This window comes from Streptomyces sp. NPDC053673, from assembly GCF_055585225.1.
In genome coordinates, this window is the sequence record NZ_JBVJKN010000036.1 from 18,955 (window position 1) to 41,032 (window position 22,078).

Sequence of the window (22,078 nt, forward strand, 5' to 3'; positions counted from 1 at the left end):
GGGCCGCGCAGCGGCTTCCTTGGTTCCTGCGGTGATCTAGGTGGAGCCCTCAAGGCGTGTGCCGCAGGCCTGGTGACCGGCGGGGTGCAGGACGATGGCGGGATGGACGAACAGAGCGTGGTGGCGCCGGTGCAGATCCCTGACCGCGCTTATGTGGTGGGGCCGGGCTGGCAGGAGCTCCTAGTCCGCCTGCACCAGGAGTTGTACACGCTGGCCCCCGCCTACGCGCTCAGCGGCCTCAAGGAAAAGCTCGGCGGGCTGCGGGTTCAGGTGGAGGCTGAAGGGGCCGACTATTCCGCGCTGCGTGCCGTGGTGACTGCGGCGGAGGCGGAGGCGATGGGCACCTGCGAGGTCTGCGGGGCACCCGGCAGCGTCCGTACCCGCAATGACGAGCCGGGCGGCTGGCGCAAAACCGTGTGCGCCACCTGCCACCGCGGGTGGTCCGCTCACCGGCTCATAATCGTTCATGGTGTGGTGCGGGAGCGGCAGAGATGAGGCGATGCCTCGTCTCGGGCTCGCGTCACCGGCACCAGCCCTCCAGCCAGCGCGTTCAGGCCAGTTGACCGCGCCTGCCCGTTGCTGTCAGTGCCCGCGGCTAGGCTTCAAAGCCGGTCAAGGGGGAGGTTTGCATGATCTACGGTCTGCTGACACCGGATGTGCCGCTCGGCCCGTTCGAGGGCTCGCCCATCACCGTGTGGTCCGCCCAGGGCAAGCAGGCCAAACTGCACGCCAGTTCTTCGTGTTCCTACCTGCGCTCCGCCCGCGCCACCGAGCGGGAGGTGCATCTGGATGCCTCGGTGGTCGCCCGGATGTGCCCGCAGTGCGGGGCATACAGCTCCTGGGCGCGGCCCGGGACGGGTCTGGCCGTCTTCCTGGACACGCTGACCGGGCTGGGCCTGCTGTACGAGCTGGACAGCTTCCGGGACGCGGACGAGGACGCCTCCAGTGACGAAGAGGTCCGGCAGGCGGCGGCCCTGCTTCACCGGCCTGCGCCCGAGGTGCCGACGGACACCGCCGCGCAGGACGAGGCGGAGGACGACGAAGACGCCGCGTGGGAGGAGTTGCAGGAGGCTCGGCGTGTGCGCGAGGCGGTGTTTCGTGAGTTGCGCGACGCGTTGGCGAGTATGCACCGTGCGCACCAGCATCTGGAGCCGTTCCCGTGGTTGAGGTCTTGGGCCAAGGCTGCGCTGCAGATGAAGGCTGATCGGCTGCGCGCCGTGCAGGTCCAGGCCCGGCTGCTGGTCACGGAGGATGCGCTGGTGGCGGCGGCCGCGGCAGCCGCTATGCAGGAGCCGGATGTCCCCGCCGACGACGCGGCGTTCGCTCCACTGGGCGCTCCTGCCGAGGCGAGGAAGAAGCTGTTGTCGCTGTGGCGGCGGTGGCAAAGGACGGTCGAGGACAGCTGGGATCCTCCACGGGAACAGGCCTACCTCGTCCACCATCTGGCAGACGGGACGAGCAGCCGCCGCAAGGGACGCGACCAGATGCTCGAGCGCGCCCGGGCCGTACTGGCCGAATGGGAAACCCGTGCCCGGTTGGCGGCCGAGCGGAAGTATGACGAGCAGGTCCTGGTCGCGCGCCTTCCCCACGACGCGGCGCCGGAGCGCGACTCCCGCAGGTCACTCCTTGACCGGTTGGACGAGTGGGAGCTGGGCGTCCTCGCCGTGTACACGGTCGACACCGTCTGGCAGCCGCAGTCCGTCATCACCGTGCGGGTACCGGAGCCCGTGGCCGCGCGCCTGCTGACGCAGCATCACGGGCTCTGCTACACCCAGAGGGAGGCCGCCGGGATCGAACCGGCGCCCGATACTGTGGCAGCACCCTCTCCCCTGGCCGAACTATCCTTCGGGCCAGGGGTGTTCGACGACACTCCGGTCCACAGCAGGCGCCCGGTCACCCGCGCGCACCTGCGCGCACTGCGCGCCGCGATGCGGGACGCGGAACAGCTCTACATCGTCTTCTCCGTCGACGCCGGCCTCGAGGTCGTGGCGCTGAGCGTCCTGGAACAGCGCTGCGCTGCGGGATGGCGAGGCGTCATCATTGCGGGCGCCAGCGACCTGCCCGACGCCCTCTTCGATAGCCGGCCCACCGTTCCCGGTCAGGACGTGCCGGAAGACGGGGAGATCTGGCCCGAGCGTGTCTACGATCCGCATCACGCGGCGTTCGGCGCCGGTCTGGGTGTGGCGGAAGGCGAAAGGCTGCTGGTGCGGCTGTGCGCGGGGCGCCGGGACGTGGGCCACGCGCTGCGGTCGCTGGCCCTGGCGCGCGGCATGGCCGACCTGCGCCAGTTGGAGACTGCCGGGTACGACGACCGGGGCCTTGCGCGCCGTCCCTTCGCCGCCGCGGTCTGGCACGGTCTGCTGGCCATGGAGCAGTTGGACCTGCAACCCTTCGAACCCGACACCGAGACCGGCTGGCGGCGCGGGTCGGGTCTGCCGCTTGGCGTGCTCGCCCATGTGCAGGTGTACACCTCCGACGCGGCCGGCCAGTACCAGGGCCGGGCCCACTCCCCCGGCTGCGCCCACCGGCGCCCGGAGCACGGCATCGGCCGCGACGACGATCTGGTGACCCTTGAGGACCTGGTGGGCAGCAAGAACTTCGACCCGTGCAGCAAGTGCGGCGGGTACGCAATACGCCGCCTGAACCAGGACCAGGTCGCCTACTACCGCGCGGCACACCGGCTGCACCATCTGGCACAGCAGGTGCATGCCGTGGCCCGCAAAGGGGTCGCGGACGGCTCGGACCTGACGGCCGAGCTGGAGGAGTTCACCAGCCTGGACCGCGATCAGACCGAGGCGTGGTTCCCGTCATGGGAACAGGCCCGCCAGTGGCGGGAGATCGTGGACCGTCTGCGCCGTACGCTGCCCGGGCCCGGATCGGCATAGCGCAGACCCCGTCCGTGGCAACGGGTGTCCCGGCTCGCCACCCGGTAACGCCACCGACCCGCACAGGTCAGCAACCACCGCGCGCCTCCCCGACACATGCTCCTCCCCCGACAGGTGGCCCCCAGCCCGGCCGTCACCGGACAGGGCTGGGGGCCGATATGCCTCACTCAGAGCTCAGTAGTACCTCTTCCAGGTCCTGCCAGCGCGGTGGTGGCACAGCAGCAGATCGCACGACGGTGAGCAGCCGCCCATCGAGGCAGGCATCGAAGCGGCCTTCGGCCCGCGCCAGTCGCTCCCGCACACCAACCTGACGCGGGGGCTGCTCGCCCAGGACGGCCAACAGCACCTCGTGCCGGACGGATCCCAACGCGTCGGCGGGCACCCAAGTGCCGCGGACGGGAATACCCGCCAATTCCGCATCGGCTTCAGGGGCGGTGTCATACAGCCGCTGCGCCATTTGTGCGGCCTGCTCCTGCGGGTCGGGGGCAGGCTGCGCGCGGGACACTGCCTGAAGCGGGCCAGTGGAGGGCGGTGTGTGCATGCCGGGCAGGCTGTCGAGCAGCGGCCCCAGGTCACCGTCTGGTTCCTGCATGGAAGAACGCGCTGATGGTCTGCGCTGCTGCTCCCGCACCGGGAAGTCCCACCGACGGCCTTCGCTGTGCCTCTGCCAGCGGGGGTCCACTGCACCGTCCCAGCGGCCGTCCTGGGGAAGGAAGATGTCCACGGCGACGCCGGTGCGGCCGATCCAGACCCAGCTCATGAAATAGGCGTGGTCGCGGTGGGAGCCGGACCAAAGGGCAAGTTCCCACAGACGGCTCTTCTGCTCAGCGAGCGGCTCCTTCGGCAGGAGCGCTCTCGGGCGGCGATACCGGCCCCGGGCCTCCCCCGCGATGCGTCCGCCAGGCAGATGGAACAGCAAGTCCGGGCGGATGCCGACGGCCCGGTAGTCCGTCAGCACGCGACCGGGCAGGGCGTCAAAACTGTGCAGTTCATGCGCGGTGCTGTCCCAGGCAAACAGCGCCTCACTCGCCGCGGTCAGCATGCCCAGGCCCGAGCTCTCGGTGACGAAGCCTCGGATGTGCCGCGAACTCGCCACGAACGCCCGGTGATCGACCTGGAGCGGGCCGCCCGTCCCGGGAGCATCGAGATAACTGGCCAGAAGGCGGACCTCGAGCTGCTTGGTCCGGTAGTCGAGGACGCGGTTCAGGTCGCAGGCGAGCGCGTTGATGTGGATGAGGCGGGCCAGTCCCACCGGCAGATCGCCTTGCCCGACCTCTGTGACGGCCACCATCGGCCCCTGCACCCGGAACTGCCACACCCGGGCCTCTACGGTATTCACCTTCGTGTTCCTCTCCGCATTTCCGTCACGCCGCGCAGTGCACCTCTCGCGTGGCGCTCGGCTCCCCTAGGTGTGCAACTCCCCCGCGCCGTCAGGGCGTTCCTCTCATTGCGGTGACCGGGCAGGCAGCGATGGATGCGGGTGGAGACCGGCCTGGTTGGTCGGGCTACCAGCGCAGATCATCCTGCTTCTGCGTGCGGCGGGCGGTGCCAGTGGATCGGTCAGGTCCATCGCATGTCGAGGGCTTGCAGAGCGTCCAGTTGTTCGCGGGTGAGCTGGGCGGGGTTGCGCCGACGTTCTCTGATCCAGCGGCCCAGGTCGAGGGGATAGCCGTCGACCGTGCACGAGTAGGTGCGGGGAACGTTGAGGTGCTGGTGGGAGCGCCAGAAGGTGCGGGCGGCGCGCAGGCCGCGGGTGAAGGCGCACGCGGACGCGCCGCGAGGCCGGCGCAGCAGGAGGGCGAGGGGGTGGTCGAGCGGGAGGGCGCCGAGGAGGTTGTGCTGGGTCTCGGTGAGGCGGTCGAGGCGGTCGATCTGGTTGTCGAGCCAGCGGGTGAGGGGGCTGTCGTCGCTGTCCGGGCTGAGATCGGGAAAGGCGAGGTCGCCGCGTCGGGCGGCCTTGAGGGCGGTGGCGTAGGTGCGTTTCCACTCCTCTTTCCACCTGAAGGCCCACCAGGGGTAGATGTCGTTGAGGGCGCGGTGGTAGCAGTGCGGGAGCGTGCGCTGGCGGGCTTCTCGGCGCCAGTCGGCGACGTGGCGGCCCAGGGCGATGCCGGCGTGGTGTTCGTTGCTGCGGGGCGCCAGGTGGCCGTGCTGGGCGGTGTAGTCGCGGGCGATGTCGAGTTTGTATTCGATGCTGCGGGAGGGGTGCTGCCAGGTCATGCCGAGTGCGGCCAGGCGTTTGACACGGTCGGGCAGGAGCATGCGGTTGGCGTGCAGGGAGCGCTGCTGGCCGAGCCACCAGCCCAGGTAGAAGCGGTCGGAGGTCTTGTGCCGGCTGGCGACGTCGAGGTCGCCGTGTTCGGCGTGGTAGCGCTGGGCCTGTTCGAAGCCCATCTCCCAGACCTGGTTGGGGGCGTCGACGTGGTCGAGGCCCAGGACAGCGAGGATCTCGTCGACGCGTTCGGGACGGGCTGCGAGTTCGGGCTGGGTGGGTTCGCCGTCCCCGTTGAGGTATTCGACGCGGTGGAAGACGTGCTCGTCGTAGACGCTGAGTTCGATGAGGACTTGATAGATCAGGTGGAACCGGGTGCGCCGGGTGGCCTGCCCGATGTCCTCGCCCGGTGCGGTGTAGACGGGGATGATGATGGTGGAGATCTTGCCGTCGCCGGGGGTCTGGCGCAGGGTGCGGCCGACGGACTGGACGATGTCGATGGTGCTGGTCTTGGGGTGGGCGAACAGCAGGGAGTCGATGGCGGGGATGTCGATGCCTTCGGCGCAGCAGCGGCAGTTGGTCAACACTGCCCGGCGCGGCTGGGTGTCGGCCGGGTGGGTGGAGAGCGGGGCGGTGCGGAAGGCGGCGTAGTTCTGGTAGCGGTCGAAGGGCCTCTGTTTGGAGTTGACGGTGTTGACCTGGAGCCGTGAGGTGTCGTAGCCGGGCATGCGGGCGGCGGTCTGCGGCAGCGTTTCGGCGCAGGCCTCGGCTGCCGCGATACAGGGGTGAAAGCTGAGGGTGCGCCTGAGGTCATAGCGCTGCTGGGCCACCAGGAGGGCGACCTGGGCGGCGGCGGCGCGCAGCGCTTCGGCAGTGTAGGAGCCGAGGGTGCTGCGCAGGATTCGGCGCAGGTCCTTGTCGGTGATCGTGATGACGCTGATGCGGTAGTCGGCGAGCAGGCCCTGCTGGATGGCTTCGGCCATGGAGAGGCGGTAGACGACGGGCCCGTACAGGCTCTGGTCGTCCATGGAGGCGACTTCGACGTCGGGTTCCGTCCCTCGGCGCTCGAACTTGCGGAACGTGGCAGTCATGTAGAGGCGGTGGCGGGCGGGCAGGGCGTCGTTGTCGTGGACGGCGCCCCAGGCTTTGTCGAGGCGGCCTGCGGTGTGGTGGGCCTCGTCGGCGACGACGACGTCCCAGTCCGGCAGGTGGTAATCGGCGTGTGCCTGGACGACTTTGAACAGCGACTGGTAGGTACAGAACACGTTGAGAGGGCCGTCGGTGTCTGCGGCGGCCTCCGCGAGGCGCTCGGGCGTGTTCACCACCGTCAGCGTCTTGGCCAGGGAGCGGCTGAGGGCCTCGTCGGGCGAGCAGACGCCCAGGTAGCGACCGGGGCGTCCCTCCCCGTGCCAGGTTTCTGCGGTCTGTTCCAGCAGGGCCTGCGACGGGACAAGGACGAGGGCCCGGCCCTGTGGAGCGGTCTCCTGGACGGCGTGGAGAGCGACATGGGTCTTGCCGGTTCCGGTGGCCATGGTCGTGGTGACGCGGGTGGCGCCTTCGGCGAAGTCGGTGACGATAGCATCCACCGCCATGTCCTGGTGACCGCGCAGCGGGGTCTTGAGTCCGTTGAGGGTCAGTGTTGCCACGTGTGGTCCTCCCCCGGGTCTCGTGGCAGTCCTCGTCCCGAGGGTGAGGAGGTTCTCGGCAGGCCGTGGCCGGGAAATGACAGGTTCACTCGAAGGAGTTGTCGGGGCTTGACTGCCTGCGCGAAGCGGCTCGATTGTCCTGGTGGGGCGTGCGGGGGAAGGAAGTTCCATGGACTTGACGGGGTTGCTGGGACCGAGCCGTCCGCTGCCGATGCGGGTACGGCTGGTAGGCGGGGAGTCGACTGGGTCGTTCGTGCGGCGGTTGGGGCGGGCCAACGGTCTGGACCTGGCCTCGTTCCTCGCCCGTGTCGGGCAGGGCCAGGCGTCCCAGGATCCGGAACAGGTGGAGAAGTATCCGCAGTACACCGAGATGAAGGTGAACGCGGCGGGCCGCACCTATCTGTCAGTGCTGTCGGGCCTGGACGTGGAGCTACTGCAGCGGGCGTTGCCGTCCCTGGCGGATGACCGGCTGCTGCCCGGTACGGGGCCGGCGGTGTGGCAATGGCCGTGGGAAGCGGAGAGCGGCCATCTGGTGCCGTGGTGCGCGTCGTGCGGACACCGGCGGCAGGTCGGTGAGCGGGTGTGGTTGATGTCGGCGGACAGCTGGCGCTTGTGCGGTCGGCATCTGCGGTGGACGGACGACTCGCGCAGTACCGATCCGGAGGCCGTGTCAGTTGCCGCGCTGGCGGAGTGCGTGACAGCGCAGCGGGACAGGCTGCGGTTGCAGCGCAGGTTCAAGTCGGCCGGCGAGGAGTTGTTCGCCGATGCCTTCCAGGTCATGTACCAGTGGTGGACGTATGCGCCCGACACCCTGGTGTGGGTGCACCGTGCCTGGACGGCGGGGCTGGAGGCCCGTTCGGCGCGTGCTGTGCCGCTGGTCGTATTCCCCGAGGCGGTCAAGCTGGCCTGGCTGATGCTGCGGTTCGAGCAGGCCGGGCGGCGCACACCGCAGGACCGGGCCAGGTGGCTCGCCCGGGTGCAGCATCAGGCGCAGGGATGGGATATCGACTTTTCCGTCGGCAGGAACGCGCTGTTGCAGTGGCTCGAGCGCCACAGCCGTCCTGCCGCGGCAGCCGTGCTCGCTGCTGCAGGACGGCGACGGCTCGTACTCACGGAGCGGCACAACCGGATTGCCGCCCGTCTCGGCTCCTTGCAGCAGCGCTCGTGCATGCCCAAGGCATGAAATTCTCGCCGGGACACTGCGGCAAGAACAGTGCGGTGCGGCCGGGGGTGCGCAGCCTCAGGCAGCTCAGGCTACGGGGTGCCATGGCCGACAACTGACCGCACTCTCGTGTGGAAGGGGGCCCCAGCACCCTGTCGGCAACCTCTGCCAGATGGTGAAGTCGAGGCCTGATGCCTTCGCGGCACCAGACATCCGTCTCTCCCCCTCGCCTGCCTGGGGCCCCCATGCTCCGTACAGGAAGGGGGTGTCTAATTTCCCTTAATCGCAGACTCGTTCACCCTTTCAGGTCGTATCCGGCGGGCAGGAAAGTTCTCGCAGCGCGGTGCGGAGCAGCATGAGGATGCCGGACTGTTGCGGCGGCGCTCTTCGCCGGGATGCCGGGCATGGGGGCAGGTGGCGGAGCTTGGCTGTTCGGTCCCCGTCAGCCGCTGCCGGTAGCCGGGGGAAGTCGGCGGCGGACGGTTTCGTCGGCCGGTTGGCGCACGGTCAGGGACTGGAGCTGGAGGAATCGCCGGTCTGACAGGGGTGCGGAGCCGTGCGACGGCGCGGCAGGGGGGTGGACGGCGTGAGCGCGGTGGAGGTTCCCGGCGACCTGCTGAAAGGCGGGGCAGCGCCGGGCGCCGGGCAGGGTGTCGTGGCCCTGTACCGCGAGCCGTACGGACCGGTTCACTCGTGCAGCGCGGCCTCGCTTCAGGGTGTGACGCTGGAGGAGTTCGGGCCGGTGAGCGATCCGGTGCCCTATCGGGGCCGCAAGGGCATCATCACCTACTGGCCGGTGGCGACCCGGGAGCAGACCGTGGTGTGCGGCAGTCTGCGGCAGTGGCGGCTGGCGGTGGAGCTGGACTTCGAGCCGGCCTGGGCAGCGTTCAGTGCCGGTCCGGTGGAACTGCGGTGGCGGGCGGGAGGCCGTCCATGCCGGTGGCGCCCGGACTTCCTGGCGCGCACGGCTGATGGCGTACGTGAAGTGCTGGTGCTGAAGCCCCCCGGCCAGAAGAGCCTGCCCGTGGTGAGGCTTCAGGTGCTCGAGGAGGTGGCGCGGGCGGCCGGGTGGCGGGTGCGGCAGGTGCGTGAGCCGTCGGGTCTGCGCGGGCGCAATCTGGGATGGCTGGCCTGCTACCGGTTCCCCATGGGCGACGAGGAGGACCGGGGGCGGGCACTGCTGGAGGCGTTCAGGGAGCCGACGGGGCTGCGGGCGGGGGTGGCGGCGAGCGGGCTGGACGAGCTGACGGGTCTTGATCTTGCTTACCGGATGCTCTGGCAGCGACGGCTGCTATTCGATATCACGCAGCCGCTGCTGCCCGACGCCGTGGCCTGGGCAGCCTGAAGGACCGGAAGGGGGCGCATGGCGGGATCGGGTAAGGGCCGGCTTGCAGGGTCGCTGTCCATTGGGGCGCGGGTGCACTGGCAGGAGCGCGAGTGGGAGGTGGTGGCGTGGCAGGGGGCGCAGGTCACACTGGTGCCGCAGGACGGCGGCCAGGAGGTGCCCCGGGCAGTGTCGTACCGGTGGCTGGTGGGCGCGGAAGACTTCGCTGTCCTCAGCGGCGGTGCGGCACCGGCCGTGCCCGCGGCCCTTGGCGGGGAACGGCGGCAGGCGGGCCGGGAGGAGGAGGCCGCGCTGTGGCAGGCGCGCATGGTGGAGATCGACACCGGTCTGGCGCCGGGCCGAAGTCAGCATGCGCGAGGGTTCGGCCCGGAAACGACGCTGGCCCAGCGGTGCGCCGCGATGTCGGCGCGGCTGGCCGCCGAAGGCGTCCGCTGCTCCGCACACACCCTCGCCGACAAGCGGCGCAAGTGGAAAGCGGCCGGGGAGAACCCAGTCGTCCTGCTGCCCGGGCCGCGGAAGGGACGGCCGGGAGGCTTCACCGACCCGCGGTGCCTGGCCGCCATGCAGGAGGTGGTGGCCAGGCGCGCCCACGCGTCGGACGTGACCATCGACGTGGTCCGTGAGGAGGTCGAGGACCTGCTGCGCTCGCGGTACGGCGACGAGTTCGACGACCCAGCCGCCGCGGCAGCCCTGCTGCCCTCCCGTTCCACCTTCTACCTGCGGATGAAGGAGTCCGGCCTGGCCGATGCCCTGGGCCAGCCGACACGGGCCCGGGCCGCCCTGGCCTCCACCCCGCCGCTCCCCCACGGCGGGCGCGAGGTCGTGCTGCGGCCGGGGCAGGTGACCCAGACCGACACCACGCCGCTGCGGATCCTGGCCCGCGGCGACGACGGCCGGCCCACCGCCACGGAGATGACCTCGCTCATCGATGTTGCCAACCACAGCGTGTGCGCGCTGATGATCACGCCCAGCCGTCCCCGGGACGCCGAGAGCAAGCAGGCAGGCCAAGCAACCCGGGCGATCGACCTGACTCTGATGCTGGCCCATGCCTTCGCGCCCTGGCCGGTGATGCCCGGCTGGGACCCGCTGAGCGCGGCCGCCGCCTCCAGCCTGCCGTTCGGGGCGCTGCGGGCGGCGGACGAACGGTTCACCGAGGCCACCGCCGCCCGCCCGGTCATCCGCCCCGAGCTGATCGTCTACGACCAGGGCAGCCCTTACGTGAGCGAGCACTTCACCGAGGTCTGCGACCGGCTGCGCATCGCCCGCCGCCCGGCACGCAAGAAGACCCCAACCGACAAGCCGCTCGCCGAGCACTTCTTCACCACCCTCGCGCACCGCTTCAGCCAGCACGTCACGCACGGCTGGCAGGGGCGCAGCCACAAAAGGCGCGGCCGCGGCATCGACCGCATGCCGCTGTACACGATTGCCGAGCTCCAGCAGATGGCCCAGGAGTGGGTGGCGCTGGAGTACCAACAGACCCCCGACGCGGGGCTGCGTGACCCGTTACGGCCCCACGTCGTGCTGTCGCCCAATGACATGTACGCCGTCCAGGTGGCCCGCAGCGGCTACCGGGCCGTTCCGCTCTCCCCCGCCCAGAACCGCTTCTTTCTGCTGCCGCAGTGGGTCACCCCCGGCAAGGGCGGCTTCATGATCAACTATCGGACCTACCAGCCCGTCGCGCAGGACGCCGGGCGCTACCGGGAGATCCTCCTGCGCGGCGGCTCGAAGCTGCCCGGCCGCAACGACCGGTGGGAATGCCGCTTCAATCCCTACCGTCCCGAGCGGGTGTGGCTGTACGACCACACCGCAGACACCTGGGTGACCTGCGACTTCCGGCTGCGGCACCTGCTGAACGACCCGTGGACCGCGGACATGTGGCAGGAGCACGCCGAGCAGCACCGGGCGGCCGGCGGCAGCGAGCAGGACGAGGAGGCGATCGCCCTGTCCCTGGCGCAGCGTGACCGGCGCCGCCGCAGCCGCAGGCCGCCGCCCAAGCGCACCGGAGCGGAACCGCCCTTCCAGGGACTGGAGTTGGAGACCGAACAGCCCTCTCAGGACCCCTACGCGGGTCTGAAGGAGTTCGACCTGTCGACGCTGCGGCCCTACCCGGCGCTGCCCATCTCTCCTCTGGCTCCCGCGCCCGCGCCTGCCCCGCTGGCGCTGCCTGCGGGCACGGGCGGCGCGGACCGGCCCTTGGACGGCGGACAGGCTCCGCATCCGCTGGCAGCGCTCTTCCCTGACGACGGCGACGGCAGTCCGCCGGATGCCTCCACGGCCGGAACACCGGCAGCCGCCTACGAGGTCGTCGAGGCAGAACTCCTCGACGACCTCGATCCGGAGGGTGAAGAAGGTGACGAGGGCGAAGCCGACGTATGGGAGATGTAGACGACCGGGGGCAGGAAGCCGTGAGCGACGCATCTGCAAGCCCCTGGAGGCGGACAGGTTTTCCGGTCCGGAGCTATCTGCCGGTGTGAGGCAGGACCGTGACGAGAGAGAGGCGTGATGAAGGCATCCGTCGAACTGCGTGACAAACGTGAAGCCCGTCTGCGTCAGCAACTGCAGGACACCCCGATGCGGCCTCTGCCGCTGTTCCAGCTCACCGGCTGGACCCACTTCGTCGACGAGGAAGTGAAGCCGCCCGTCCTGGCTGCGGGCAGCAGTCCCGCCACGGACAGGAAGAAGGACGAACAGGCCATCGCCTACCACCGGCATCTGCGGATGGTGCCCACCGACGCGACGACCCACATGCAGGAGACGGTTGTCGAGGCGATCCACCGCAACAGCGGAGGTCGTGACGGGCTCATGGACCAAGTCATCGACGGCCCCCCGGGCACCGGCAAGACCTGCCTGCTGCGGGCGATGGGACGCACCGCCCAGAAAGAGATCGAAGCCACCACGAACGGCCGGCAGAAGAACACCATCCCGGTGGTGCACATCACCACCCCCGCAGACCCGGAGCCGAGGGTGAACTGGCTCTGGGAGATCGGCTCCTACCTGGGTCTCAACCCCGAGCCGAAGAACCTCCAGGAAGTCCTGGACATGCGCAAGCACCAGGACGTGACCCTGCCGGTCAACTACGTTCTGGAGACGGCGCAGACCCGCCTGCTGCTCATCGACGACATCAACCGCGCTTCCCCGCAGCACCTGGCGAACGTGCTGCCCTACTTCGACTACCTGCGCGACAAGCTGGGCATCTCCATCGTGTTCTGCGGCACCGGCGCCAGCCACCGCCTGCACCAGGCCCGCATCCTGGCCGGAGACCTGATCCGGGTCAGTGAGGAGAACCGGGTACGGCTCGAACGGTCGGGACGGCCGGCCGAAACCGTCTCGCCCTCCCCCACCGCCCTGTTGCCGGTGACCTGGCTGCACCCCCTGCCCCTGGACACCAAGGACGACGAGACCTTCCGGCGCGTCCTGGCGAGCTTCGAGGCCGACCTGAGCCTGTACCGGCTGGAGGAGAACGCCCTGAGTAAACACGCCGTCACACTGCACCAGCGCACCGGCGGCTACTTCAAAGCCCTCGCCTACGTCATCTCCACCGCCGCCGTCATCGCGATCCGCAGCGGCAGCGAGAGCATCACCATGAAAGAAATCGACGCCGCAACGGCCCAACTCGGCCCCTGAATCGAGCCGGAGCGGGCAGCGGGCCACGCCTCGTGTCACGAACTACCCGGTGGATCCGGTTTCGCCGTCGTCTGCACGGGCGCCGTCTGTCGGCACGTTGGCGTAGTCGACGCCGGGAAAGAGCCGAATGCGGCTCTCATCGACGCGGACTCTGGCTGGCCGCAGAGCGTCGTCCGAGAGGCGGCACAGCACGTCCGCTTCACGGCGGCCGTCCCTCGTAGTGTGCCAGGATCGCAACTGGCCGAAGCGACGTTTCCCGTCGGCGGTCTCCACGAGGACGAGCGGGTCCGGTGCGCGTCCCGGCCCCTCGGTGACCTGGGCGAAGAAGCCTTCCTGGCGGAGCCGGGTGCACAAGTCCACCAGTGAGGACGCCTGGGTGCTTCCCAGTTCCATGCCGATCTCGAAGTGCTCTTGAAGACCGAGGGAGGACAGGTTCGCGCTGCCGAAATAGCCGGTGGCGCGGTCGGCGACTACGAACTTGGCGTGCATGATGCCGGGGTTGGCCCCGGTCCACCAGTACAAGGACGTTCTTCCGTAGTCGGCGCAGTCTTTGACGAGGTCGTTCAGGGGTTGGGCCCGGCTGCTCGGGTCGTGGGCGTAGAAGTGGACGGCGACCTGGCGCTCGGCGACGGCGGGCAGCAGAACCTCGCGCAGTAGGTCGCAGCCGTGGCGGTTCCAGAAGGGGCCGCCGATGTGGAGTTCGCTGTTGGCTCCGGCGATGACGTCCTGGACTAGCAGGTCCAGGCGTCGGACGGGGGGCGCTACCAGGTGGGCGGCGGCTCGCGGGGTAGTGAACACCAGGGGGCGCTCGGATGGTGGTGCTGCGGGCGGTGGGTCAAGGCCGTCCAGGACGTCCAGGAGCACCTGGAGTTGGGAGAGGCGGGCAGGGACGAGCCCTGCGTGCCGGTCTGAGCCCAGTAGGCCGCACTCGGCGGCGAGCTGGCGTACGGCGGTAGCGTGATCGTCTGCGACCCCGTGCACGCGGAGGGCGTCAAGGGTGTCGGCTCTGGCGATCTCCCGTGTCCATTCGGCGGCTGCCGCGTAGCTGCCCGCGAGGCGCTCCAGTAGCTGGGCGAGCGGGACCAGCGGTCGCAGTTCGTCGGTCATGTGTGGCTCGAGGCGGCGGTGTGGCGGAGGAATTCAGCGGCGAGGCCCCGGTCGAGGTCGTCGTTGAACAGCTGGCAGCCGAACGTGAGGTAGACGCAGCGTTCGCAGCAGCGTGGTGAGGACTGATGGCACAGCGGGTCGTTCTCGCAGCTGAGCACCGAGTCGGCGGTGCTCTCCAGCCAGCTGAGCACGCGGTTGCTGAGCAGGGTCCACAGTGATCCGAGGGTGAATTCACGGACGTTGTCGGCGTAGATGGCGACGGTGAGCGCCTTCGTGACGACCCACTCGGCGAGCGTGTTCTCGGCCAGTCCTACTTGGCCGTCGTCCAGGGACCGAAGTAGGAGGTGGCCGAGGGTGTGGATGACCGTGTGTACGGTTGCGGCCGCGCGGGCGGCTTCCGGGTCGTCCTGGTCCGTGAACAGTTCCAGTAGCCGCTGGCGGGCCGCCGATTCGTCTTCGGCCGCCCCGACGGTGAGTCCTTTGGCGTTCAGGAATGACAGGACGGAACGTGCGGAGAAGGTGACCAGGAGGGCTTCGGTGTCCGATGCTGCGACGTAGACCGGGTACTTTCCGTCGTGGTGGTACTTGTTGTGGAAGCCGGTCAGGACGCCCCGCTCGGGCTCGTGCTCCTCTCTGGTGTAGCCGAAGGCGACTCGGGCTACGGGGAACTCCCAGGTGACCGCGATCTCTGCGATCCCCAGGGCGCGGGCCTGCTCGCGGGCGCGCTCCGTGGTCTGCTGGGCCAGCCGGTCCTGGAGCTCGGCGAAGCGTGCACACTGGTCGTCGAGGGTGATGCGCTGGATCTGGGCGGGGTCGAAGACGGCTGCGCGTTCCACGAAGGGGCGGTCTGCACCGAGCAGTTCCCACCGCGCGTTGTCGGCGTCCGTACTGGGCAGAGCAGCCAGGCCGCTCTCCTCGGGGCCCATCATTCTGCGGATCTGCTCGATCGCCTCCTCTCCCATGTGGATCTGGCGCAGTTGTTGTTCTTTTTGCTGCCATTCCTGCGGGGACAGGCGCGGCACCGTGACGGTCTGGGCGGCGTCGCCGAGGCCCTGGGCCGTGGAGTGGATCAGGTTGAGGTAGTGGGCGGCCGCGATCCGGCCGCGCTGGGGGTGGCGCTGGTATTGCCGGAACTCGGAGTTGTCGATGTTGACGAGTTGGAGGGCGTGGACCTGGTAGGCGCGGGTGTCGTTGAACGTCCTTGCCCGCATCATGGCGCGGCCGGCCGCGTCCTTCCATTCGCAGCCGCAGGGGGACTGCGAGGTGCCCTGGAGCTTCGCGCCGCCGCAACCTGGGCCAACGCAGCGCCAGAGTGCGGTAACGAAGCTTCCCGTGTTCTCAAACACGATGTGGTCGTAGCCGTGCTCGGGAACACGGCACTTGGGCACGTACATGGGGCGGACGCGTCCGCAGTTGTGCGCGTTGAAGTACGGGAGTTGCCGCAGCGGTGCGCTGCACGTGCGGCACCGGGGGTCGGCCGCGAGTTGCTGGGCCTTCACGTAGGTGCGCACGCGGCGGCAGGAGCGGCGGACGCATTCGAGGACGAGCGGGAACACCTCGAAGCGGACGAGGTCGGGACTGACCAGGACGAAATTCTGCCGCAGTCGGCCCTGCGGCACGGGCAGGGCGGCTCTGGCGTCTTCGCTCCAGCGCTCCAGGTAGCGGGAGATTTCGTCGTAGATGACGTCTTCGTTGAGTTTTTTGACCACGTCCCCGTCGACTGCCTGGACCCTGCCTCGCAGCCGCTGTTCGTGGCGGAAGACGGCACCGGGCAGGAAGGCGGTCATGGCCTGGCTACGGCTGCGGTTCATCCTCGCCCCCCTTGCTGTCGGCGGTGTTGGTGGCGAGCGCTTTGAAGGCGTCCTGGCTGCTGGTCAGTGACTGGAACGCTGTGCTCTTGTCGATGTCGCGGAAGCTGGTGAGCGGCTGTTGGAGGAACAGGTAGGCGGTGCGCTTTTCCTCTGCGCCCTTGTTGAGGTTGGGGCGTTCCTCCTGCCGCCAGGTGTCCATGATCCGCGCAACGAGGTCGTTCTCCAGGCCGCGCCCGTTGACGCCCTCCACGCGCTCGCGATAGCAGGCTGGGATGCGTCGTTCCAGCCAGGGGTCGAGAAGTGGTCGTTGGGCGCTCCACCAGCGCTTGAAGTCTTTGGAGTAGTCGGCTCCTTCCGGTGGTGGCTTCAGCGCGGGGTCGCGGGCGGCGTCGTGGAGCAGCGCCAGCACGATGCCAGGCAGGGTGCGTCGGGCTGCGAAGTAGGCGTACTTGTTGACGGGCACGGGGGTGACCATGCGGTCGAGCAGGCGGTGGTAGCTCAGGAAGTTGGAGAACATGGAGCGTTCGCGGCGCGAGACGGGGTCGTAGACGGTGACGACGAGGCCTGCGTGGGTCCGCCCGGCCCGGGCGGTGACCTGGATGTAGTCGGCGGCGGTCGGCGGCATGCCGGCCAGGACCAGGAGGTTGAGACGCTCAAGATCCACCCCGTGGCTGAGCACGCTGGTGCCGACCAGGGCGCGCAGCCGCTCCCCTCGCGGGGTGTCCAGGTGCTCGCGTTGGACCCGGGCGATGGCCGCGGCGAGGTCGGGGACCGGGACTTCGCCGGTGAGCACCGCGTGCTCGACGCGGTCGAGTCCGGCGTGCTGCAGGTCGTCGGAGAGCTGGCCGAGCTCCTCGTCGAGCTGGGTGCCGTGCTGCTTGCTGTTCACATAGGCCAAGGAGACCTCGTACGGGAAGAGGAGCCGTGGGAGGTCCGAGTCGGGTAGCCCGTGCAGGGCGAGGCGCTCGCGCAGGGCCTTGGGCTCCTCCTGGAGCCGGGCGATCTCGGTGAGGAGCTCGCCCTGCACGATCGCGGCGACGTCGGCTTTGCGGCGCTTGTGCGGGAGCACGCCGATGTGAACGCGCCGGAAGTCGGGCCGGGTGGTGGTGTAGAAGCTCTCGCCGAGTGTCCATCCCGGTGCGGGGAAGGCGCGGGGGCGGCGGCCGTAGAGCTGGCGGAGCTGGTCCTGGTACTGCTCGATGGTGGCGGAGGCGCCCAGTATCTTGCTGGGCAGGCCGCTGCCTGCTCCTGACTGGAGTTCGGCGATCATGCCTTCGTAGTGCGCGTTGAACGCGCCGAGCTCCTCCTTGAGGAGGTGCATCTCGTCCTGCACCGTCAGTGCCGGCACCGGGTCCTTGATCGGGCGGGCCGGCGGGTAGCCCTGGCTCGGCGCGGTGCAGTGGCTCGGCCCGGCCAGGCAGGCTCCAAAACGAGGGAAGGAGAAGTAGCCGTGCTCGGCGCAGCGGTGTCTCGGTCCGTGCTGGAACGCGGTGAACTCGGGGAACCAGCTGTGCCCGGTGAGTTTGTCGACGGTGGAGATGACGATCGCGGGCAGGGTGCGGTAGACCTCGACGTCGCTCACGTGCAGGGGCAGGATCCGCTTGCAGGCGGCGCACTCGTGGTGCAGGCGGACCGCGTCGGTGTCCAGGCGCAGCCGTACGCTGTCGCGATCGCAGTAGGGGCAGGTGATCACGAGCCGGTCGCGCAGGTGGTCTTCGGCGAAGGTCCCCGTCCGGGTGGCGGCGGCCTCGGTCTCCCAGCCGCGCCACCAGCCCCGCTCCCAGTGGAGGTCGTTGGGGCTGCCCGCCCCGCCGGCCAGGTAGCCGAGCGCGAAGGGGTCGTCGTGGGGGGATCCGATCCCGCGCTCGGCGCGGAGTTCTTCGGCGGCGATCAGCATGCGCAGGGTGCGGTCGAGTTGCTGCACGCTGAGCATGCGCAGCGGGAAGCGCAGCCAGGCGGTGACCCCTGCGTGTTTTCCTCGCAGCCGGTCGTAGAACAGGGCCGTGAGGATCAGTCCCAGGTATGCCTCGGTCTTCCCGCCGCCTGCGGGGAACCACAGTACGTCGGTGTGGTCGAGTTCAGCGCGCAGGTCTGCCCGCTGCGGGTGTTCGCGCACGGCGAGTGCCGGCAGGTGGGAGACGATGTAGACCAGCTGGAAGAGACGCCAACTGTCGTATAGGCGGCCGTCGTTGACGCGGGCGAAGACCTCGTTGGCGAGCTGGAAGGCGCGCTTGAGGTCCGGGTCCAGGTCCAGGCACTCGCGGCCGAGGCCGAACCGCCTGGCCTCGTCGTCGAACTGGGCGCGGTCGGCTTCGATGGCCTTGTGGTGCGGCAATTGCTCAGCAGCACGGCAGGCTGTGGCGAACTCCCGGGCGTAGCGGGCCATCGCGACCTCGACGGAGTCCAGGATCGGGGCCGGGTCGTCGGCGAGCTCGCGCCACCGCGGGTGCCGCACCCCGGCTTGGCGAGGCACGACGGTGCGTTGGACGTGGACGGGCAGGGTCTCGGTCCGCAGGCCGACGCCGTGGGGAACTGCTGCGCAGCCGGTGCCGCGACCGATCACCTCCGCCAGCTCCTCCAGGCGGTAGTCACGTGGGGCGAGGTGGAAGCGCTGAGGCACGATGCTGATGCCGTCCCCGGGCAGGACCGCGAAGCGGCAGTCGTACACGGAGAGGTCCTGCCAGTCGCTCTGCGCCGTGTCGCTCTGGTTGTGCAGGGAGACGCGTATGAGGTGGTCGCCGCCGTCCAGGGCCTGGGCGTGCGCGGACAGCACCAGCTGGGGTGCGCAAGGGGCCGCGTCGCGGTCCAGCAGTGCCGCGACGTGGTGGTGAAATGCCTCCTCGTCGGCCATGGCCTCCGCGGGGAGCACGTTGCGCCTGCGCCGCCCCTGGCGACCCTGCGGCCCCGCGGTGAGCGGGCGACGGGCCTCGGGGCGGGCGAAGTGCGCGTCCACCGCGCGGCGGACCGCCCGGTCCAGCACCTGCTGGGCCTCGCTGAGCGCGTGCGGATCGAGGTCGCCTTCCCCGAGCGGCACTTCGATCACCAGGTCCGGCACGTGAACGTCGTGGCGGCGCCAGACGCCCAGCAGCTCTCCCGGCCGGGCCTGTGCGCCGGAGGGGCCTTCGTCGCCGCGCAGGTACTCCATGTGCTCGGCGTAGCTGGCGATGTCCTCCAGGTAGAGGGCGAATCGGCAGTGGACGGCGAGTTGCGCGGTCCTGCGGCCGGGGATGGTGCGCACCCGGAAGTCGAGTGCCAGGACCGGGGGCGCCTGTGTGCCGCGCAGGGATTCGACGGGCCGGCGGCTCGGGTCGGCCGTCGCCTCGTCTGGTGCCGACAGGTGTCGCGGCGGGACCGCGACGGCGGGCAGCACTCCGACGACCACGTGGTCGCGAGGTGTCCACGGGGGTTTGTGCGGGGCGCCGCTGCGGTCGGCGAGCCTGTCGGCGAGGACCTGCGTCAGGTGGTCGATCAGCACCGTCTCCCGCTGGTTGTCCACAGCGCTGTCGGGGTGCAGCGCCAGCGGGTTGTTGCGGGCATCGTTCACGGCGCCTCCTGTGGTGAGCTGCTTGCGCTGCGGGGGCCTGGCACGCGGCCCAGGACGGCCGCGGACACGCTCTTCTGGCCGCCGACGCGGCGGACGACGACCAGGTCGAACTCCTCGAGGACCTCCGAGACGTCGGTCCCGGAGCACAGTGTCTTCAGCTGGCGAAGCGCGGGGCCTTCCGTGCCCCGTGCGGCCTCGCTCATCGCCGCCGCCGCGGTGTGGCCCAGCGCCCGGTGTAAGCGACGTAGTTCCTCCGCCATGCGAGCCAGGCGCTGCCACGTTCCTCCCGAGGTCAGGCGGGTGTCCCGGGCCAGCAGGGCAACCCGGTGGATGTCTTGCGGATCCTCCGGGGCGATGACGCTGCCGTCGGCCCATTTGCTCACCGCCTGCCATGACGAGACCTCGCTCCCGAGGTTCTTCAGGGCGATGAGCACGTTTGGCCACGACCCTCGCTGCTCGTGCACGGCGATGATGGCCTGGCGGAAGAAGCCGATCATCGTGTCCATGGCGGTCACCTCGGCGCTGTCGTGCATCACCATGACGAGCCGGTCGTGGAGTCTGGACTGCCCGTCGCCACGTGCGCGCAGGAGCCGGCTGCCGGGGGCGAGCGCGGCCACGGGCACCCTGGCGTAGCGCTGGCCGATGAGGACATCGACCTGCTCGTCACTGCGCAGCCAGAGCACCGCCCCTTCGGGCTCGGTGAGCACGGCCGTGGCCGGCACCGGGCCGTCCGCCGCCACCACTGTGGCACCGCGGCCGGGGGCCGCCGGGGTGCTGATGGCCTTGGCCGGGGCGTCGTAGTCCTCGAAGAGCGCCGAGAGGTCGAGGGCGAGCCGGCTGTCGCGCTGGGGCGAATCGTCTGGTGCGGAGGACGGTCCGGAGAGGTCGACGGGGCCGTACGCGACGGGCAGCAGGGGCGTCGCCGGCTCCGGTACCTCACCCAGCCTCAGCACCGCGGCAGTCTGGCGTATCTGCTCGTGCCAGCCGTGTAGCGCGCGGCCGGCCGAACGCTCCAGCCACGTATACTCGCTCTGCTCCACCACGGCGACGTGTTCATCGGCAGCACCGGAGAACAGCACGCCAGTGCGCAAGGTCGAGGGGCCACCGAGGTGAAGCTCGAACCTCGGCGAGGCGTCCCAGGCCAGGCGTTCCGTATAGGGCATCACGTGCAGCGCACCGGCTCTCCCGCCAGCAGCGGGCCCGGGCCGGGGGGCGAGCAGCAGGGAGTCGGCATCACCGCCGAGTGCATCGGCCAGCTCCTCGGCGACAGCCGCGGCGGCGGAGCGGGAGCGGGTGCGGACGAGAACGGGGACGCCTGCCCGATCGGCCCGCGCCCAATCGATCAGCGCAAGCAGCAGGTCCCAGCGCGGATTGCCGTCGTACAGCACTTCATACAAGTCCAGCACGCCGCGCCGGAGGTCGGGCCATTGGGTCTCGCGGAACAGCCCCCACGGCCCGGCCCGGCCCTCCAATATCCCGCGGGACACCGACCGGGCCAGCGCCCGTGCGCCGCTGCCGCGCCCCATCAGCACCTGCCAGGCGTCTTGCCTCCCGATCGAACCCCAGCTGCACCACAGCAGGTTGAGCAGACGCACAGCGTCGGCGATCGGCTGCGGCCAGGGCTCCAACGTGTGGATACGCCGTGCTGCGATCACACCCGCCACGACCGTCCGGTACAGCTCGGCGAGCTGCTCATGGCGGTATACCGCCGCGCTTGGTGCGGCTGCCGGACGGTGGGCAAGGAGGGCGTTACTGGTCAGGGGGCCGTATGCGGGGCGGTGCCCGAGGGTGTGCCGCACGTCGGCACGCAGCGCGGGAGTCCACGGCCACTGCGTCCAGGCCCGGCTGCTGCCCGGCTGAGTGCCCAGGTCGGCCACGGCCACGACGCGGGCGGCGTCGTGCTCACTCGCCCAGGCCAACGCGCGCTCCCAGGACTGGTCGTTGGCCATGCTGGTGCGGTCGATGACGACAGTGCCGACGCTGGTCCCCAGCGAGGGCCTGCCGAGCGCGGTGTTGAGGTAGAACAGCCCCGAGGGCGAGTCGACAGCCCTCGTGATCTTTCCCTGGAGGTCAACGACCCGCCCGTCACCGCGGATTCTCTGCATGCGCAGGGCTCGCGAGAGGTTCTGCCTGCCGATCGTGAGCTGTGCCAGCCGTACGGTGACGTTGGTGCGCAGTCCGACGACCACCACCGGTCCGTCAGGGACCGGGCAGGGTGATCCGCCGGTCAGCTCTGCCCCGCGCCGTATGAGCTGGAGGTAGATTCCGATCAGCACGGCCAGGTCGTGGCGCCCGCGCGGGAGGCCCAGGTACACGCTGCGTTGATCACTCGATAATGCGCGGGACAACAGAGTCAGGGTGGCGCGGTCCAGCGGGCCGAGATCGACGGTGCGGCCGCAATCCGTCATGCGAAGGGCCTGCACGCGCTCGAAGAAGTCGGCAGGGTCTGCGTCGGGAGGGACGAGACGGTCCAAATATGTCACGCGCGCCATCACCCACCTGGTATCCCCCCACTACCTGCCGTTACAGTAACGCACGTTGACAGGCCGTCACCTGCTCCTGCCCAATCCGAGGGCGGTGGATCCGGGTTCGGACCACCGGGGGCGTACACATGAACGAGAAGCCAGGGGCGGACCTCCCCCCAGTCTCACTTCTCGAGGCCGGGCCGGCGCCAGTGGAGTGGAGCCGGATCGCCGAGCATGAGTCGTGGCGCAAGGAGGTGCACCGGCCCGCGACCTACGT

At 69.9% G+C, this 22,078-nt stretch carries 12 protein-coding genes; 6 read left to right on the forward strand and 6 right to left on the reverse strand.

The window, feature by feature from the left end; genetic code table 11:
• Nucleotides 1–102: 102 nt before the first annotated feature.
• Both ACZ6ZQ_RS32705 and ACZ6ZQ_RS32710 read left to right on the forward strand, forming a co-directional pair.
• Nucleotides 103–495 carry a hypothetical protein gene (locus tag ACZ6ZQ_RS32705; protein ID WP_469772136.1) on the forward strand — a complete coding sequence of 131 codons (393 nt, stop codon included), beginning with the start codon at nucleotides 103–105 and terminating at the stop codon, nucleotides 493–495.
• Nucleotides 496–629: 134 nt separating this feature from the next.
• Nucleotides 630–2,885 carry a hypothetical protein gene (locus tag ACZ6ZQ_RS32710; protein ID WP_469772137.1) on the forward strand — a complete coding sequence of 752 codons (2,256 nt, stop codon included), beginning with the start codon at nucleotides 630–632 and terminating at the stop codon, nucleotides 2,883–2,885.
• Between the two features lie 163 nt (nucleotides 2,886–3,048).
• Here ACZ6ZQ_RS32710 and ACZ6ZQ_RS32715 read toward each other — a convergent pair whose 3' ends face one another.
• Nucleotides 3,049–4,224 carry a hypothetical protein gene (locus ACZ6ZQ_RS32715; protein ID WP_469772138.1) on the reverse strand — a complete coding sequence of 392 codons (1,176 nt, stop codon included), beginning with the start codon at nucleotides 4,222–4,224 and terminating at the stop codon, nucleotides 3,049–3,051.
• A gap of 221 nt (nucleotides 4,225–4,445) precedes the next feature.
• Nucleotides 4,446–6,743: a helicase associated domain-containing protein gene (locus ACZ6ZQ_RS32720; RefSeq protein ID WP_469772139.1), complete on the reverse strand. Its 2,298-nt coding sequence runs from the start codon at nucleotides 6,741–6,743 to the stop codon at nucleotides 4,446–4,448.
• A 169-nt stretch (nucleotides 6,744–6,912) separates the two neighbouring features.
• On the opposite strand from ACZ6ZQ_RS32720, the gene ACZ6ZQ_RS32725 reads away from it, so the two are divergent.
• The 4 genes from ACZ6ZQ_RS32725 (at nucleotide 6,913) to ACZ6ZQ_RS32740 (ending at nucleotide 12,874) form a co-directional block, all read left to right on the forward strand.
• Entirely contained in the window at nucleotides 6,913–7,926 is a 1,014-nt protein-coding gene (locus ACZ6ZQ_RS32725; protein WP_469772140.1) for a TniQ family protein, read from the forward strand.
• A 565-nt stretch (nucleotides 7,927–8,491) separates the two neighbouring features.
• Nucleotides 8,492–9,250 carry a TnsA-like heteromeric transposase endonuclease subunit gene (locus ACZ6ZQ_RS32730; protein WP_469772141.1) on the forward strand — a complete coding sequence of 253 codons (759 nt, stop codon included), beginning with the start codon at nucleotides 8,492–8,494 and terminating at the stop codon, nucleotides 9,248–9,250.
• A gap of 18 nt (nucleotides 9,251–9,268) precedes the next feature.
• The gene (locus ACZ6ZQ_RS32735; protein ID WP_469772142.1) at nucleotides 9,269–11,635 is read left to right on the forward strand and encodes a transposase; all 2,367 of its coding nucleotides are present in this window, start codon (nucleotides 9,269–9,271) and stop codon (nucleotides 11,633–11,635) included.
• 117 nt (nucleotides 11,636–11,752) lie between these two features.
• Nucleotides 11,753–12,874 (forward strand): AAA family ATPase, encoded by a 1,122-nt coding sequence (locus tag ACZ6ZQ_RS32740; protein WP_469772143.1) that lies wholly within the window; start codon nucleotides 11,753–11,755, stop codon nucleotides 12,872–12,874.
• Between the two features lie 42 nt (nucleotides 12,875–12,916).
• Here the strand turns inward: ACZ6ZQ_RS32740 and ACZ6ZQ_RS32745 are convergent, their stop codons facing one another.
• The 4 genes from ACZ6ZQ_RS32745 to ACZ6ZQ_RS32760 are packed head-to-tail and all read right to left on the reverse strand — an operon-like array spanning nucleotide 12,917 to nucleotide 21,744.
• Nucleotides 12,917–13,981 carry a phospholipase D-like domain-containing protein gene (locus ACZ6ZQ_RS32745; RefSeq protein WP_469772144.1) on the reverse strand — a complete coding sequence of 355 codons (1,065 nt, stop codon included), beginning with the start codon at nucleotides 13,979–13,981 and terminating at the stop codon, nucleotides 12,917–12,919.
• Nucleotides 13,978–15,792 carry a hypothetical protein gene (locus ACZ6ZQ_RS32750; protein WP_469772145.1) on the reverse strand — a complete coding sequence of 605 codons (1,815 nt, stop codon included), beginning with the start codon at nucleotides 15,790–15,792 and terminating at the stop codon, nucleotides 13,978–13,980. Before ACZ6ZQ_RS32750 ends, ACZ6ZQ_RS32745 begins: the two co-directional genes overlap by 4 nt.
• Nucleotides 15,776–19,336 (reverse strand): helicase-related protein, encoded by a 3,561-nt coding sequence (locus ACZ6ZQ_RS32755; RefSeq protein WP_469772146.1) that lies wholly within the window; start codon nucleotides 19,334–19,336, stop codon nucleotides 15,776–15,778. Before ACZ6ZQ_RS32755 ends, ACZ6ZQ_RS32750 begins: the two co-directional genes overlap by 17 nt.
• Nucleotides 19,333–21,744: a DISARM anti-phage system protein DrmE domain-containing protein gene (locus tag ACZ6ZQ_RS32760; protein WP_469772147.1), complete on the reverse strand. Its 2,412-nt coding sequence runs from the start codon at nucleotides 21,742–21,744 to the stop codon at nucleotides 19,333–19,335. Before ACZ6ZQ_RS32760 ends, ACZ6ZQ_RS32755 begins: the two co-directional genes overlap by 4 nt.
• Between the last annotated feature and the right edge of the window lie 334 nt (nucleotides 21,745–22,078).